Source organism: Lapillicoccus sp. (assembly GCF_036559105.1).
GTDB lineage: Bacteria > Actinomycetota > Actinomycetes > Actinomycetales > Dermatophilaceae > Lapillicoccus.
The window spans coordinates 39,010-52,905 of record NZ_DATBTV010000034.1; the positions used below are offsets into that span (position 1 = coordinate 39,010).

Sequence of the window (13,896 nt, forward strand, 5' to 3'; positions counted from 1 at the left end):
GGCGTCGAGCCTAGTAGCGCGGCGAGAGGGTCGCCCTCACTGCCCCATGATGTGCACGCCACCGTCGACGTGGATGATCTCTCCCGTCGTCGCGGGGAACCAGTCGGAGAGCAGGACGGCACACGCCTTGGCCGCCGGGACGGGGTCGCTGATGTCCCAGCCCAGCGGCGCCCGCTCGCCCCAGACCTGCTCGAACCGCTCGAAGCCGGGGATGGACTTGGCGGCGGTGGTCCGCAGCGGGCCGGCCGAGACGAGGTTGGCGCGGACGTTCTTCGGACCGAGGTCGCGGGCCAGGTAGCGGTTCGTCGACTCGAACGCTGCCTTGGCCACGCCCATCCAGTCGTAGACCGGCCAGGCGAACTTCGCGTCGAAGGTGAGCCCGACGATGCTGCCGCCGTTCTCCATCAATGGAAGGGCGGCCACGGCGAGCGCCTTGAGCGAGTACGCCGACGCCCGCATCGCCACCGCGACGTCGTCCCACGTCCCGGTCATGAACTCGAAGGCGCCCTGGGGGGCGAACCCGATCGAGTGGAGGACCCCGTCGAGCCCGTCGACGTGCTCCTTGAGGCGCTCGGCCAGGGTGTCGAGGTGCTCCTCGTCCGTCACGTCGAGCTCGACGACGGTTGGCGCCGTGGGCAGCCGCCGGGAGATCGTCTGGGTGATCTTCATCGTCCGCCCGAACGAGGTGAGGACCACCTCGGCGCCCTCCTCCTGCGCGACCTTCGCGACGTGGAAGGCGATCGAGGAGTCCATGAGGACGCCGGTGATGAGGAGCTTCTTACCCTCGAGGATGCCCACGTTGTGCGCCTTTCGGTTGCTGGAGAACGAGACTCAGTGACCCATGCCGACGCCGCCGTCGACGGGGATCACGGCGCCGGTGATGTATGCGGCTTCGGGACTCGCGATGAACCGCACCACGCTCGCGACCTCCTCCGGCTCGGCGAACCGACCGGCCGGGATGGCGGCGAGGTAGGACTCGCGGACCTTCTCGGGCAGGGCCTGGGTCATCTCGGTGTCGATGAACCCCGGGCTGACGACGTTGGCCGTGATGCCCCGGCCGCCGATCTCACGGGTGATCGAGCGGGCCATGCCGACCAGCCCGGACTTGCTGGCGGCGTAGTTCGCCTGCCCCGGCGCCCCGTAGAGGCCGACGACACTGGAGATGAAGATGATCCGTCCGCGGCGCAACCGGATCATGCCCTTGCTCGCGCGCCGCGCACACTTGAAGGCGCCCGCGAGGTTGGTGGCGATGACGTCGTCGAACTCCTCGTCGCTCATTCGCATGAGCAGGGTGTCGCGGGTGATGCCGGCGTTGGCGACGAGCACGTCAACGGGTCCGCCGAGCAGCTGCTCGGCCTCGTCGAAGGCCGCATTGACCGACTCGGTGTCGGTGACCTCGCACTTCACGGCCTGCAGGCCCTCCGGCGCGTCACCCTTCCGGTTGGTGATGACGACGTTGTCGCCGCCCTCGACGAAGGCTCGGGCGATGGCCAGACCGATCCCCCGGTTGCCGCCCGTGACGAGGACGTTCCGGGGTGCGGGGGCGCTGGCGTCGGGCTGCGTCATCGAGGCTCCGTCGGGGGTTCGCAGGCGGGCAGGCTGTCCCCCGAACGCTAGCGAACTACCTGCCGGTACGCCGCGTCCCCATCTCCGGGCGCCGACGTTGGTATGAATGGCGCCATGTCGGACCCCGCGACGGACCTGCCCGAATCGGGCTGGGCCGCCGGCGACCCTGAGGCCGGCGAGCGAGTCGCCCGGCGGTCGTTCCTCGCCGAGACCCGTCGGGCGCTGTGGTCCCTGCTCATGGCCGCCGTCGGGGTGACGCTCGGTCTCCTGATCGTCGGTGGGGTCACCTTCCGCGGCGGACTGCTCGTGGCCTTCGTGCTCGTCGTCCTGCTCTTCGTCCTCGAGGCCCTGCTGAACCCGCTGCTGCGTCGGCTCGCGGCCCGCGGCAGTGTCGTCCTGGCCCTGGTGCTGGGCATCGTCGCCCAGGTGGCCGTCATCGCCGTGGTCGTCGTGGTGTCCGGCGTCGCGGACGCGAGCTGGCTGAACGTGCTGGTCGTCCTCGTGGTGGCCTCGGTGGTCATCAGCCTTGGCCAGTGGCTGACCACGACGACGGACACCGCGTACATCATCGGCTCAGCGGTGACCAGTCGCCGGCGACGGGACACGGACGGGCCGGCTCCGGCCGTCCGGCCGCGCGGCCTGCTGGTCGTCCAGCTGGACGGCGTCTCCCGGGAGGTGATCGACCGGGCCCTGGTGGCCGGGCAGGCGCCGAACCTCGACCGCTGGCTCGGATCCAGTCATCGCCTGCACACGTGGTGGTCGACCGTCCCGTCGACGACGCCGGCGAGCATGGCCGGCTTCCTCCACGGCGACGACGAGCAGGTGGCGGCGTTCCGGTGGTGGGACCGAGGCGAGGGCCGCCTGCTCGCGACGAGCAAGCCGGCCGACTCGCGGCTCATCGAGGAGCGGTTCGCGGCCGGCCAGGGGCTGCTGCGCGACGGCGGGGCGGCGGTGAGCACGACCTACACCGGCGGCGCCGTCGAGTCCTACCTCACGATGAGCCAGGCGGTGAGCACCCGCCGGCTGGGGTCCGGATCCGACTACGTGACCTTCTTCGCCCGGCCGTTCCTCTTCCTCAGCAGCCTGCTGCTGACCATCGGTGAGATGGTCAAGGAGCTGTACCAGGGCCGGCGTCAGCGGGTCCGTGGGGTCGAGCCGAGGATCTCCCGCACCGGCGCATACGTGCTCCTGCGCGGGGTGACCAACGTGCTGCTGCGGCGCCTGAACCTGTCCGTCGTCGCCGAGCAGATGAGCCGAGGCCGTCCCGTGGTCTACGTGGACTTCGTCGACTACGACGAGATCGCCCACCACGCCGGGCCCGAGCGACCCGAGTCGATGGACGCGATCGAGGGGCTCGACACGGTGCTCGGTCATCTCCAGCACGTCGCCGCCTCGGTGGAGACCGCCTACGAGCTGGTCGTCGTCTCCGACCACGGGCAGAGCCTCGGTCAGACCTTCGAGCAGCTGGTCGGCTACTCCCTCGCCGACCGGCTGGCCGAGCTGATGCGCGCCGGCGACGTCGAGCGGGTCGAGAGCACCGCCGGCGAGGAGTGGGGGCCGGTCAACGCCCTCGTCTCGTCGGTGCTGTCCCCGCGGCGCGGCCGCACGGACGCCCCCGTGCTCGGCCCGGACCGCCGCAAGGCGTCGCTCGACGGGCTGCCGGAGCTCGCGGTGACCGGCGGCGGCAACCTCGGCATGGTCTGGTTCCCGCGGCTGCCGTCCCGGCCCGACGTCGACGCGGTCACCGACGCCTGGCCGAACCTGCTGCCCGGGCTGCTGTCGACGACGGGAGTCGGCCTCGTCATGGTGCTCGGCTCGGGCGGGTCGCTGCTGGTGTTCGGACCGCAGGGGGTGCGCGACCTCGCCGGCGGCGTCCTCGAGGGCGAGGACCCGCTCATCGGCTACCCGAGCCGCACCGCCGCGGACCTGGCCCGGCTGGGCCGGCTCCCCCACTGCGGCGACCTGGTGCTCTTCTCCACGGTGGACCCGTCGGGCCGGATCCACGCGTTCGAGGACCAGGTCGGGTCGCACGGCGGGATCGGCGGCCCCCAGAACCACGCCATCCTCATCCACCCGCGTTCGTGGGACCTGGACGACGACCTGCTCGAGGACGTGGACGGCGTCCGTATGCCGGTGGGTCCGGTCACGGTGCACCGCCAGCTGCTCCGGTGGCGCCGGCGGCTCGGTGCCGGACCCGGCGACTCCCTCGACGTCTGATCGGCGCTCACGTGATCGGCATCCGCTGGCTGGGGCACGCGACGGTGGTCATCGACCTCGGCGGGGTCCGGCTGGTGACCGACCCGCTGCTCCGTCGCCACGTGGGCGCGCTCCGCCGCGTCGGCCCGACCCCCGATCCCGCGTGGTGGGAGGACGCCGACGCGTCGGTCGTCTCGCACCTTCACCTCGACCACGCCGACCTTCCGTCGCTGCGCGGGCTCGGCGACGTACCGGTCCTCGCCGGTCCGGAGTCCGCGGCCTGGTGTGCTCGCCGCGGGCTGGCGTCCGTCGCGCTGTCCGACGACTGGTCGGCGGTCCCGGGTCGCCACGGCGACGTCGAGGTGCGCCTGGTCCGGGCCGACCACACGTCCCGGCCGCTGCCCGGCCGGCCGCTGGAGGCGTACGGGTTCCTGATGAGGCACGGGCATGACGTCGTGTGGTTCGCCGGGGACACGTCGCTCTACCCGGAGATGAGCCGGCTGCCCGAGCTGGCGGGAGGCCCGATCTCTTTGGCACTGCTGCCGATCCACGGCTGGGGTCCGCGACTGTCCGCTGGGCACATGGACGCCGAGCGGGCCGCCGAGGCGGCGGAGCTGAGCCAGGCTCGGCGCGTCGTGCCCGTCCACTGGGGGACGTTCCACCCGCTGGCCATGAACCTCGGGTCGCTGGAGTGGATGACCCGGCCGCTGGCGCTCTTCGAGGCGGCCATGGACCGCCGGGACCTGGCTGACCGGACGCTGGTGCTCGGTCTGGGCCAGTCCGCCGAGGTGGGCTAGACGCCTGGAGGCCGCCCGGCATACCCACCTGAGACCGGTGTGACAAGGGTGTGAGGCGGGGCTGGGAGCCGCGACGTAGAGTGAGGCGGTGAGGCACAGTGACGACCGGGAGCACGTCGTCCAGTCCGTCACGAGCGCGCCGACCTCCGGGTCCGACGACCAAGGACATCGGGTCAAGCGCTACCTGCTGACCATGGGTATCCGCGTGCTCTGTGGCGCACTTGCGCTGTTCACCGACGGCTGGGTGCGCTGGACGTTCGTGGCCCTGGCCGTCATCCTCCCCTACGTCGCGGTGGTCATGGCCAACGCGGTCGGCCCCCGGTTCGGTGACGACGTGGCGCCGGTCGACCACGTCCCGCCGGCGGCGCTGCCCGAAGCGCGGGCCGAGGACGAGGACCGGACGATCCACGGTCGCATCATCGACGGCTGACGGCGGACTCCGTGGCCGGCGAGCTGGTCTGCAGCGCCAAGGGGTGCCGCCGCGAGGCCACTCGCGCACTGCTCTGGAACAACCCGACCCTCCACGACGAGGTGCGTCGGAAGGTGTGGCTGGCGTGCGCGGAGCACGAGGTGACCCTCGGCGAGTTCCTCCGGATCCGTGGGTTCCTCCGCGACACCATTGACGTCGGCGACCTGACCGACGCCCACGGCTGAACCCGGAGGCCACGCGGGGGGCTTACCAGCCCGCAGTGGGGAGACTTCTCGGGGCCAGCCCCCAGATTTTGCTCCCCACAGGCTCCATTCGGGAGCGTCGGCGAGCCAGTCGGCCGGTCAGCCGCCGATCGAGGACATCGGGCGGTCGGGCTGGCGGAAGCCGGGGTCACCGATGCCGTGGCCGCGCTTCTTGCGCCACATCTCGCCCTGGATCAGCCCAGCCAGCTCCTCGTCGGAGGCGCCCTCGCGCAACGGACCGCGCAGGTCGGTCTCGACCTCGGAGAACAGACAGTTGCGGACCTGGCCGTCCGCGGTCAGCCGGGTCCGGTCGCACGCGGCGCAGAACGGCTCGGAGACACTCGCGATGATCCCCACGGTGGCCGGTCCTCCGTCGACGAGGAACCGCTCGGCCGGCGCACTCCCCCGCTCGCCCGACGACAGCGGCGTCAGCGTGTAGCGCTCGGACAGGCGCTCCCGGACCTCCTCCGCCGACACCATCGACTCGCGGTCCCAGGCGTGCTGTGCGTCCAGTGGCATCTGTTCGATGAACCGCAGCTCGTACCCCCGGTCGAGGCACCACGCGAGGACGTCGGCGACCGCCTCGTCGTTCACCCCGCGCATGGCGACGGCGTTGACCTTGACCGGCGTCAGGCCCGCCTCGGCGGCTGCCGCCATCCCCTTCTCGACGTCGGTGAGCCGGTCACGCCGGGTCAGCTGGGTGAACGTCTCCGCGTCGATGGTGTCCAGGCTGACGTTGACCCGGTCGAGCCCCGCGTCGGCCAGCCGCCCGGCGACCCGCTCCAGGCCGACCCCGTTGGTCGTCATCGCGATCTGCGGACGCGGCTCCAGGGCAGCGATCCCCGCGACCACGTCGACGATCGAGCGCCGCAGCAGCGGTTCCCCACCGGTGAGTCGAACCTGTCGCACCCCCAGTCCGACGAACACCCCGACGATCCGCAGCAGCTCCTCGTCGGTGAGCATCTCGGGCTTCGCCAGCCAGGGCAGCCCCTCCGCCGGCATGCAGTACGTGCACCGCAGGTTGCAACGGTCGGTCACCGACACGCGCAGGTCACGGGCCACCCGCCCGAACTGGTCCGGCATCCCGACCAGCCCCGGAGCGCCGACCGGGCGCAGCGTCGGAGTGGGTAGGGCGGTCACCGCCCCACTGTATGTCGCGTTGGCCCGCAGCCACGCCGGGTAGCGTGAGGCGGTGCTCACGGCGCTCGCCTCGAGGCGCATGCTCGGCGGTCTCGCGCTCGCGCTGGCGTTCGCGGTCGTCTGCATCCTCCTGGGCCGGTGGCAGTGGGGTCGCTACGAGGATCGCTCCGTGCAGGCCCAGGCGGTGACCACCCACTACGCGGCGGCTCCGGTACCCCTCGGCTCGGTGACCGAACGCATACCCCCGTCCGAGGAGGACCAGTGGCTGCGGGTCTCCGCCACCGGCCGGTATGCGACGGGGCAGCAGCTCCTCGTCCGCAACCGGTCGCTCGACGGTCAGCCGGGCCTCGAGGTGCTCGTCCCGTTCGACCTGAGTGGGCCGCTGACGGGGACGCGGGTGTTCGTGGACCGGGGCTGGGTGGCCAACGCGGACTCCGCGGCCGACCTCCCCCAGGTGCCGCCGACGCCCACCGGTGAGGTGACCGTCGAGGGGTGGCTGCGCAGCGGCGAGCCCGACCTCGGCAAGGAGCTGCCTGCGGGCCAGCTGGCCAGCATCGACCTGGGGGCGGCGGCGCAGCAGACCGGTGGGGGCACGGTGCTCGACGCCTACCTCGTGCTCGGCTCGGAACAGCCCGGCGGCGCACGGCCCGCGCCGCTCGAGGAGCCGGACACCGACCTGGGGCCGCACCAGGCCTACGCGTTCCAGTGGTGGCTCACGTCCGTGTTCGGGCTCGTCCTGCTCGGGTACCGCCTGCGCGTCGACGCCGAGGCCCGCCGCGAGGCCACCACGACAGTCCCGAAACTCAAGAAGGTCCGGATCTGGGACGAGGAGGACTACTAGGCCTCGAGCTGTTCGAGCCGGAACCTCACCATGTCGCGCACCACCTCGTCGGGCGGCATCGCGTCCGGGGTGAACGCCACGAGGCCCTTGGTCACGCGGAACCCGGGCAGGCGGTCGCGGACCCGGTCGTTGACCTCCGGGGCGAACACGAACAGGCTCAGGTGCGCCTTCGCCGCCGCGAACCCCAGCAGCGGCCGACCGCGCCACCGGAAGGCCGGGGCGCCGTAGCTCGTCCCCTGCTCCGCGTCCGGCGCGACCTCGAGCACGAGGTCGGCGATGTGCTGCAGTGCGGCCCGCGCGTCGGCCGGCTGGTCGGTGAGGTATGCGTCGACGTCGCCCATCGGTCCACGCTAGCGGCGTTAGCATGACCAGTGGCCAGGGCAGCCGGCCGCCTGCACCCCGACGGGGATGGTGAATGCCCAGACAGTGCAACCGTTCGACGCGTCAGCGATGCGCCCTCCACGACCTGGGCGGACCCGCTCTCAGCAACGCAGGCACCTGGTCCACCGTCCGCCGGGAAGAACCGCATCATGACGACCACCCCACATCCGGACCAGGACCCCAAGGCGATGGCACGCCACCTGCGGGCGGCGCTCTCCGACCGCGGGGTCGCGATCAGCCACGGCGAGGCGCTCGAGCTCGTCGCCCGACAGTTCGGCGCGCGGGACTGGAACACGCTCGCCGCCGCGACGTCCGCAGCCCCGGCGCACAACGGCCACGTGGTGCCGATCCTGCGCGTCTTCGACGAGGCGGCGGCCCTGGCGTTCTACGTCGACTACCTCGACTTTCGGGTCGACTGGCGCAACGAGACCGGCGGCCACGAGCCCCTCTACGCCCAGCTCTCCCGGAGCGACGCCCGGCTGCACCTCAGCGGCCACCACGGCGACGCGAGCCCCGGCAGCGGCGTCCTGGTCCCGGTGTCCGACGCGCTCGACCTGCAGCTCTCGCTCAAGGCCAAGGAGTATGCGTACGCGAACCCCGGCATCGAGGACCGACCCTGGGGACGCGTCGTCACGGTGATCGACCCGTTCAGCAACCGGATCGTCTTCGTCGAGTCGAACCGGGAGGCCCCGACGCAGCCGCCGGAGGCCGAGCCACGGCCCGCTGAGGCCGCTGCCCCGATCGTCCTGTACCTCTGGGTCGCCTGCTCGCCGGACCAAGCCTTCGAGGTCTTCACCGCCCGGTTCGGGGAGTGGTGGCCCCACGACGCATACTCCCCCGGGCCGGTCCGCGGCATCCGGGTCGAACCCCGGGTGGGGGGCGACGTGGCGATGCTGCTGGAGGCCGGAGACGCCTACCCGCTCGGCGAGGTCCTCGTCTGGGAGCCGGGTCACCACTATGCGCAGTCGTTCACCCTCGCTCAGGACCCGGCGTACCCCAGCCGGCTCGACGTGACGTTCGAGGTAGGAAAGCACCTCGGCGGGACGCGGGTGCGGTTCGCACACGGCGGCTGGACGCCGGCCAACGTCGCCGGGCGGGCGCGGTTCAGCGAGTGGGACCTGCTGCTCGGCCAGTACGCGGCGCTGGCCAACACCGTCGCCTGAGGGCGAAGGCGTGGGCTAGGGCGTGGGCGCCGAGGCGGCCAGCTCCGCCTCGGTGGCGAACTGGGTCTCGTAGAGGTCGGCATAGAGGCCCCGCTGGGCCAGCAGCTCGGAGTGACGACCGCGCTCGACGATGCGGCCGTCGTCGACGACGAGGATCTGGTCGGCGCCGCGCACCGTCGACAGCCGGTGGGCGATCACGAGGGAGGTACGACCGGTGAGCGCGGCGTCGAGGGCGCGCTGGACGGCCACCTCCGACTCGGAGTCGAGGTGAGCGGTCGCCTCGTCGAGGACGATCACCCGGGGGCCCTTGAGGAGCAGCCGTGCGATGGCCAGGCGCTGCTTCTCGCCTCCGGAGAGGCGGTGTCCCCGGTCACCCACCACCGTGTCCAGGCCCTCGGGCAGGCTGTCGACCAGCCGAAGCACCTGCGCGGCGGCGAGCGCGGCCCGCATCCGCTCCTCGGTGGCGTCGGGTCGGGCGTAGGCCAGGTTGGACCGGATCGTGTCGTGGAAGAGGTGGGCGTCCTGGGTGACGACGCCGACGGAGTCGTGCAGCGACTCCATCGTGACGTCCCGGAGGTCGACGTCGCCGACCCGCACGACGCCGGAACCTGGGTCGTAGAGCCGTGACACGAGCGCCGTGATCGTCGTCTTCCCGGCTCCGGACGGTCCGACGAGGGCGACCAGCTGCCCGGGCGCCACCGAGAACGTCACGTCGTGGAGCACGTCGTCCCCCGCGCCCCGGTCGCCGGAGGAGGTCGACTCCAACGAGGCGAGGGACACCTCGTCGGCGGAGGGGTACCGGAACGACAGGTGCTCGACGTCGATCCCGAGGGGCCCGTCGGGCAGCGGGCCGGCGTCGTCCTTCTCGGTCACCAGGGGCTGGAGGTCGAGCACCTCGAAGACGCGCTCGAACGACACCAGGGCGGTCATGATGTCGACCCGGACGTTGGAGATCGCGGTGAGCGGCGCATACAGGCGGGAGAGCAGCGCGGCCAGGGCCAGCAGGGTGCCGACGGTGAGCGCGCCGTTGACGGCCATCACGCCACCGAACCCGTAGACCATCGCGGTCGCCAGCGAGGCCACCAGGCCGAGCGCCACCATGAACACGGTGCGGTTCAGGGCGATGCTCACGCCGGCGTCGCGGACCTTGGCCGCCCGCTCGGCGTACTCGCGGTCCTCGCGGGCCGGGTTGCCGAAGATCTTGACCAGCAGCGCTCCCGCGACGTTGAACCGCTCGGTCATGCGACTGCCCATGTCGGCGTTGAGGTTCATCTGGAGCGTCGACAGCCCGGCCAGCCGCTTGCCCATGATCCGCGCCGGAATGATGAAGAACGGCACCAGAACGAGGGCGCCGAGCGTCAGCTGCCACGACAGGGTGAACATCGCCGCGACGATGAGGACGAGCGACACCGCGTTGCTGACCACGCTGGAGAGCACCGACGTGAAGGCCGCCTGGGCGCCGATGACGTCGGAGTTGAGCCGGCTCACCAGGGACCCGGTCTGGGCGCGGGTGAAGAAGGCGATCGGCTGGCGGAGCACGTGCGAGAAGACCTCGGTGCGCAGGTCGTAGATGAGACCCTCACCGATCCTCGAGGAGTACCACCGCTGCAGCATGGTCAGGCCCGCGTCGAACACGGCCAGGACCGCCACGACGATCGAGAGCCGGATGACGACGCTGGAGTCCTTCGGCGTCACGCCGTTGTCGACCAGATCCTTGAGCAGCAGCGGGACCGCCACCATGACGAACGCGTCCACGACCACGAGGACGAGGAAGACGATGATCGGACGGAGGAACGGCCGGGCGTAGCCGACGACGCGGCGGGTCGTGCCCGGGGTCAGCTTGCGGTCGACGACGTCGGAGTCGCGGGTCATGGATCGCATGACCATCCAGCCCGACATGCTCACGCGCTCCACCCTCCTTCGACCTCAGCCCTAACACTGCGCTCTCGGCACGCTATTCCGTCAGGGTGACAGCGGCTGCACGATCTGGACCGGGTTACCGTCCGGGTCGGCCAGCCAGGCGATGAGCAGCCGGCCCAGCCACTCGTGCGGATCCTGAAGGCCGGGGGCGCCGGCTGCGACCAGCTCGGCGTAGGCCGACCGCACGTCGTCGGTCCAGAGGACGACCGCGGCGCGCTGGCCGGTCGCGACGGGTTCGAGCCCGTGGTCGTCGCGAGTGGAGTCCACCGAGGCGATCCCGATCCGGTATGCGTCCAGCGCCAGGTCGACGTGGATGGGCTCCCCGGTCGCCGGGGTCCGGAAGACCTCCTCGAAGCCGAGCGACGCGTAGAAGGCCGTGGCCCGCGAGACGTCGGGACTGAACAGGACGACCTGGGGCTCGCGGAACACGGCCACCGGGGTCAGCCCCGGGCGCGCTCGGCCAGGGCGCGCAGCAAGCCGGCCTGAGCCGCCCGTTCGGCTGCGAGCTGGTCGTCCGCCCCGGCGTGGATCGCGTTGGCCAGCAACGGTTTCAGCGCCCTGAGCGAACCCGCCGGGGTCGCCAGCAACGCCGCCACCAGGTCTGCCGTCGCCGAGTCGAGGTCGTCGCGCGGCACCACCGCCGTGGCCAACCCGAGGTCGGACGCCTCCCGCGCGCCCACGAACCGGCCGGTCGCACAGATCTCGAGCGCCCGCGCATACCCGACGAGATGGACGAGCGGTCCGGTCCCCCCGAGGTCCGGGACGAGCCCGAGCTGGGCCTCCCGCATACAGAGCTGGGCGTCGTCGGCGAGCAGGCGCAGGTCGGCCGCCAGAGCCAGCTGGAACCCGGCCCCGACCGCGTGCCCCTGGACCGCGGCGACGACGACCGCCGGCACCGAGCGCCAGATCGCGAAGCCGCGCTGGAAGCCCGCGATGGTCTCGTCGAGCCCCTCCGCGGTGGCGAGCTGGAGGATGTCGGGCTCACCTGGCATACCGCCCGGCGAGAGCAGCTGCCGGTTGAGACCGGCGGAGAACGAGGCCCCTTCGGCGCGGATCACCACCACCCTGACGTCCCGAGGCAGCGACTCCCCCACCCGGGCCAGCGCCAGCCATAGCGACGGGGTCTGGGCGTTGCGCGACGGGGGGTTCGCCAGAGTCAGGGTGAGGACCGGGCCGTCATGATGGACCCGGATCCCGGGGTGGACGTCAGACACGGGCGCAGGCTACCGGGCCGCGCTCAGCGCCTCTCGTGCGCGGTGGACGAGAAGGTCCGCGAGGGCGTCGGTCTCGCCCAGCGTGCCCGGTACGACCTCCGCTCCGGCCTTCTCGGCATGAGTCACCATCCGGTCGCGCAGCACGCCCTCGGCGACCATGTAGGTCACGACCAGCACCCGCTGGGCTTCCTCGGCCCGCAGCCGGTCCGCGACCGCCTCCACGTCGTCGCCACCCGCCAGTGCCGCCACGGCCCAGGGGCCCCAGCCGGCGAGGATCTGCCCGGCGACCGCATCGCCGATCGCGCTGATGGCCTCACGGTCCGACGATCCTCCTGCGAAGAGCACCACGCCGGTATGCGGGTCGGGCCGGAAGCCCGCGCGAGCCAGCAGCTCGTCGGCCGCGGTGAACAGCAAGGGGTCCGGACCGAGCGCACGGGCCACCGCGTAGCGGCCCCGGCCGAGCGCGTCCATCGCCGCCGCGGCCTCGGGGACGTCGGTCTTGACGTGGTAGGCGGTGGTCAGCAGCAGCGGGACGAGGACACCACCGTCGAGCCGTTTCGCCACCTCGGTCGCGGACGGGGGGTGGTGGTCGAGGTACGCGGCGTGCACGTGTCCCGGCCAGCGCCGGCGGACCTGCTCGGCGACCTTCTCCACGCCGGCGGCGTGGCGAGGGTCGGGCGAGCCGTGGGCGAGCAGGACCAGGCTCGGGGCCGCATCGGCCCGGAGGGACGGCGGAACCAGGTCGCCCACCTGCTCGCGGATCCGGACGACCTCGCCCACGACGACAACCGCGGGCGAGCGGACCCCTTCCCGCTGCGCGACCTCGGCCGCGTCGGCCAGCGTCGTCACCGTCGTCCGTTGGGCGGGGGTCCAGCCGGACTCGATCAGCGCGACGGGTGTCGTCGGCGGCCGACCGGACTCGACCAGCCGGCGCGCGGTGTCGGCCAGCGCGGTCACACCCATGAGCAGGACGACCGTCGAGGTCACCGGCGCGTCCCGCAGGGCGTCGAGCGCCGCGGTCGCACCGTCGTGCGCCGATGCCACGACGAACGACGCCGTGATCCCTCGGTGCGTCACCGGGATCCCGGCGGCGGCTGGTACCGACACGGCGGACGTCACGCCCGGGACCACCTCAACGGGAATCCCGTTGGCGGCGCAGTGGATCGCCTCCTCGCCACCCCGGCCGAGGACGAAGGGGTCACCCCCCTTGAGCCGCACGACGTCGCGGCCGAGCCGGGCATGCTCGACGAGGATCTCGTTGATTCGGGACTGCGGGATCGGGTGGTGACCAGGCGTCTTGCCCACGTCGACGACCTCGACGTCCGGGCTCAGGCCGTCGAGCAGAGCGCGCGGGCCGAGCCGGTCGGTGACGACGACGTCGGCCGCGGCGAGCAGCTGGCGGCCGCGGACGGTGACAAGTCCCGGGTCTCCTGGGCCGCCGCCGACGAGGGCAACCCGTCCCACCAGGGGGGATCCGTCAGGTCCCGACGGGGGGCGCTGGCGGCGGACCGGCAGCAGCCCGCTGTCGAGACCAGCGAGGACCGCGTCGCGGACCGCGGCCGCCCGCCTCGGGTCACCGCCGCCGGTCACAGCCACGGTGACCCCCTCGGCCACGGTCCCGACCGCACCGCGGGCCACGGCCGGCGTCCACACGCTCGACGCGTCGGCGTCGTCCGCCCGGACGCACCAGACGCGGTGCTCGTCGCAGGCCGTCGCGACCGCCGCGTTGACGGCCGGCGAGTCGGCCGCGGCCTGCACCAGCCAGGCCGGCTCCGGCTCGAGGACGTCGCGTGGGTGGAACCGCCGCTGCCGCCACCGCAGCCGTCCGGCACCTGCGGCCTCGCGGATGTCGGCGCTCGCGTCGGGCGCGATGACGTCGACCACGGCTCCGGCGTCCAGCAGGGCCGGTATGCGCCGGGTCGCCACGGTGCCGCCACCCACGACGAGGACCCGCCGACCCGCCAGCCGAAGCGTGGCGGGGTAACCGGGAGTGTCGGCCACCAGGA

Annotated in this window: 14 protein-coding genes; 6 read left to right on the forward strand and 8 right to left on the reverse strand. The window is 72.4% G+C overall.

Annotation, left to right across the window (positions count from 1 at the left end; translation table 11 throughout):
• Positions 1 to 36: 36 nt before the first annotated feature.
• Both fabI and fabG read right to left on the reverse strand, forming a co-directional pair.
• On the reverse strand, positions 37 to 798 hold the full coding sequence (gene fabI / locus VIG79_RS04905; RefSeq protein ID WP_331882856.1) for an enoyl-ACP reductase FabI: 762 nt from the start codon (positions 796 to 798) through the stop codon (positions 37 to 39).
• Between the two features lie 33 nt (positions 799 to 831).
• Positions 832 to 1,566 (reverse strand): 3-oxoacyl-ACP reductase FabG, encoded by a 735-nt coding sequence (gene fabG / locus VIG79_RS04910; RefSeq protein ID WP_331882858.1) that lies wholly within the window; start codon positions 1,564 to 1,566, stop codon positions 832 to 834.
• A 114-nt stretch (positions 1,567 to 1,680) separates the two neighbouring features.
• Between fabG and VIG79_RS04915 the strand changes: the two genes are divergently transcribed.
• The 4 genes from VIG79_RS04915 (at position 1,681) to VIG79_RS04930 (ending at position 5,213) form a co-directional block, all read left to right on the forward strand.
• On the forward strand, positions 1,681 to 3,783 hold the full coding sequence (locus VIG79_RS04915; protein WP_331882860.1) for an alkaline phosphatase family protein: 2,103 nt from the start codon (positions 1,681 to 1,683) through the stop codon (positions 3,781 to 3,783).
• A gap of 11 nt (positions 3,784 to 3,794) precedes the next feature.
• Positions 3,795 to 4,559 (forward strand): MBL fold metallo-hydrolase, encoded by a 765-nt coding sequence (locus VIG79_RS04920; protein ID WP_331882862.1) that lies wholly within the window; start codon positions 3,795 to 3,797, stop codon positions 4,557 to 4,559.
• An 88-nt stretch (positions 4,560 to 4,647) separates the two neighbouring features.
• The gene (locus VIG79_RS04925; RefSeq protein ID WP_331882864.1) at positions 4,648 to 4,989 is read left to right on the forward strand and encodes a DUF3099 domain-containing protein; all 342 of its coding nucleotides are present in this window, start codon (positions 4,648 to 4,650) and stop codon (positions 4,987 to 4,989) included.
• A gap of 11 nt (positions 4,990 to 5,000) precedes the next feature.
• Positions 5,001 to 5,213, forward strand: coding sequence for a hypothetical protein (locus VIG79_RS04930; RefSeq protein WP_331882867.1), 213 nt, complete (start codon positions 5,001 to 5,003; stop codon positions 5,211 to 5,213).
• 117 nt (positions 5,214 to 5,330) lie between these two features.
• On the opposite strand, the gene moaA is transcribed toward VIG79_RS04930, so the two are convergent.
• Complete coding sequence (moaA, locus tag VIG79_RS04935) at positions 5,331 to 6,314, reverse strand: GTP 3',8-cyclase MoaA (protein ID WP_331883005.1); 984 nt, start codon at positions 6,312 to 6,314, stop codon at positions 5,331 to 5,333.
• 109 nt (positions 6,315 to 6,423) lie between these two features.
• On the opposite strand from moaA, the gene VIG79_RS04940 reads away from it, so the two are divergent.
• Entirely contained in the window at positions 6,424 to 7,212 is a 789-nt protein-coding gene (locus VIG79_RS04940; RefSeq protein WP_331882869.1) for an SURF1 family protein, read from the forward strand.
• Here the strand turns inward: VIG79_RS04940 and VIG79_RS04945 are convergent.
• Positions 7,209 to 7,553 carry an iron chaperone gene (locus VIG79_RS04945; protein WP_331882872.1) on the reverse strand — a complete coding sequence of 115 codons (345 nt, stop codon included), beginning with the start codon at positions 7,551 to 7,553 and terminating at the stop codon, positions 7,209 to 7,211. The genes VIG79_RS04940 and VIG79_RS04945 overlap by 4 nt on opposite strands.
• Before the next feature lie 189 nt (positions 7,554 to 7,742).
• On the opposite strand from VIG79_RS04945, the gene VIG79_RS04950 reads away from it, so the two are divergent.
• On the forward strand, positions 7,743 to 8,756 hold the full coding sequence (locus VIG79_RS04950) for a glyoxalase superfamily protein (RefSeq protein WP_331882875.1): 1,014 nt from the start codon (positions 7,743 to 7,745) through the stop codon (positions 8,754 to 8,756).
• A 15-nt stretch (positions 8,757 to 8,771) separates the two neighbouring features.
• Here the strand turns inward: VIG79_RS04950 and VIG79_RS04955 are convergent, their stop codons facing one another.
• From VIG79_RS04955 to cobA, 4 genes are all read right to left on the reverse strand, one after another.
• Positions 8,772 to 10,655, reverse strand: coding sequence for an ABC transporter ATP-binding protein (locus VIG79_RS04955; protein ID WP_331883007.1), 1,884 nt, complete (start codon positions 10,653 to 10,655; stop codon positions 8,772 to 8,774).
• A gap of 63 nt (positions 10,656 to 10,718) precedes the next feature.
• Positions 10,719 to 11,105, reverse strand: coding sequence for a VOC family protein (locus VIG79_RS04960; protein WP_331882878.1), 387 nt, complete (start codon positions 11,103 to 11,105; stop codon positions 10,719 to 10,721).
• Positions 11,106 to 11,116: 11 nt separating this feature from the next.
• Positions 11,117 to 11,890: an enoyl-CoA hydratase/isomerase family protein gene (locus tag VIG79_RS04965; RefSeq protein ID WP_331882881.1), complete on the reverse strand. Its 774-nt coding sequence runs from the start codon at positions 11,888 to 11,890 to the stop codon at positions 11,117 to 11,119.
• Between the two features lie 9 nt (positions 11,891 to 11,899).
• Positions 11,900 to 13,891, reverse strand: coding sequence for a uroporphyrinogen-III C-methyltransferase (cobA, locus tag VIG79_RS04970; protein WP_331882883.1), 1,992 nt, complete (start codon positions 13,889 to 13,891; stop codon positions 11,900 to 11,902).
• Between the last annotated feature and the right edge of the window lie 5 nt (positions 13,892 to 13,896).

What these genes read in the sequence shown, in the direction of transcription:
- fabG (WP_331882858.1), bottom strand. Translation starts at nt 1,566, where the DNA reads ATGACGCAGCCCGACGCCAGCGCCCCCGCACCCCGGAACGTCCTCGTC.
- VIG79_RS04915 (WP_331882860.1), top strand. Translation starts at nt 1,681, where the DNA reads ATGTCGGACCCCGCGACGGACCTGCCCGAATCGGGCTGGGCCGCCGGC.
- moaA (WP_331883005.1), bottom strand. Translation starts at nt 6,314, where the DNA reads ATGCCGGACCAGTTCGGGCGGGTGGCCCGTGACCTGCGCGTGTCGGTG.
- VIG79_RS04945 (WP_331882872.1), bottom strand. Translation starts at nt 7,553, where the DNA reads ATGGGCGACGTCGACGCATACCTCACCGACCAGCCGGCCGACGCGCGG.
- VIG79_RS04950 (WP_331882875.1), top strand. Translation starts at nt 7,743, where the DNA reads ATGACGACCACCCCACATCCGGACCAGGACCCCAAGGCGATGGCACGC.
- VIG79_RS04955 (WP_331883007.1), bottom strand. Translation starts at nt 10,655, where the DNA reads ATGTCGGGCTGGATGGTCATGCGATCCATGACCCGCGACTCCGACGTC.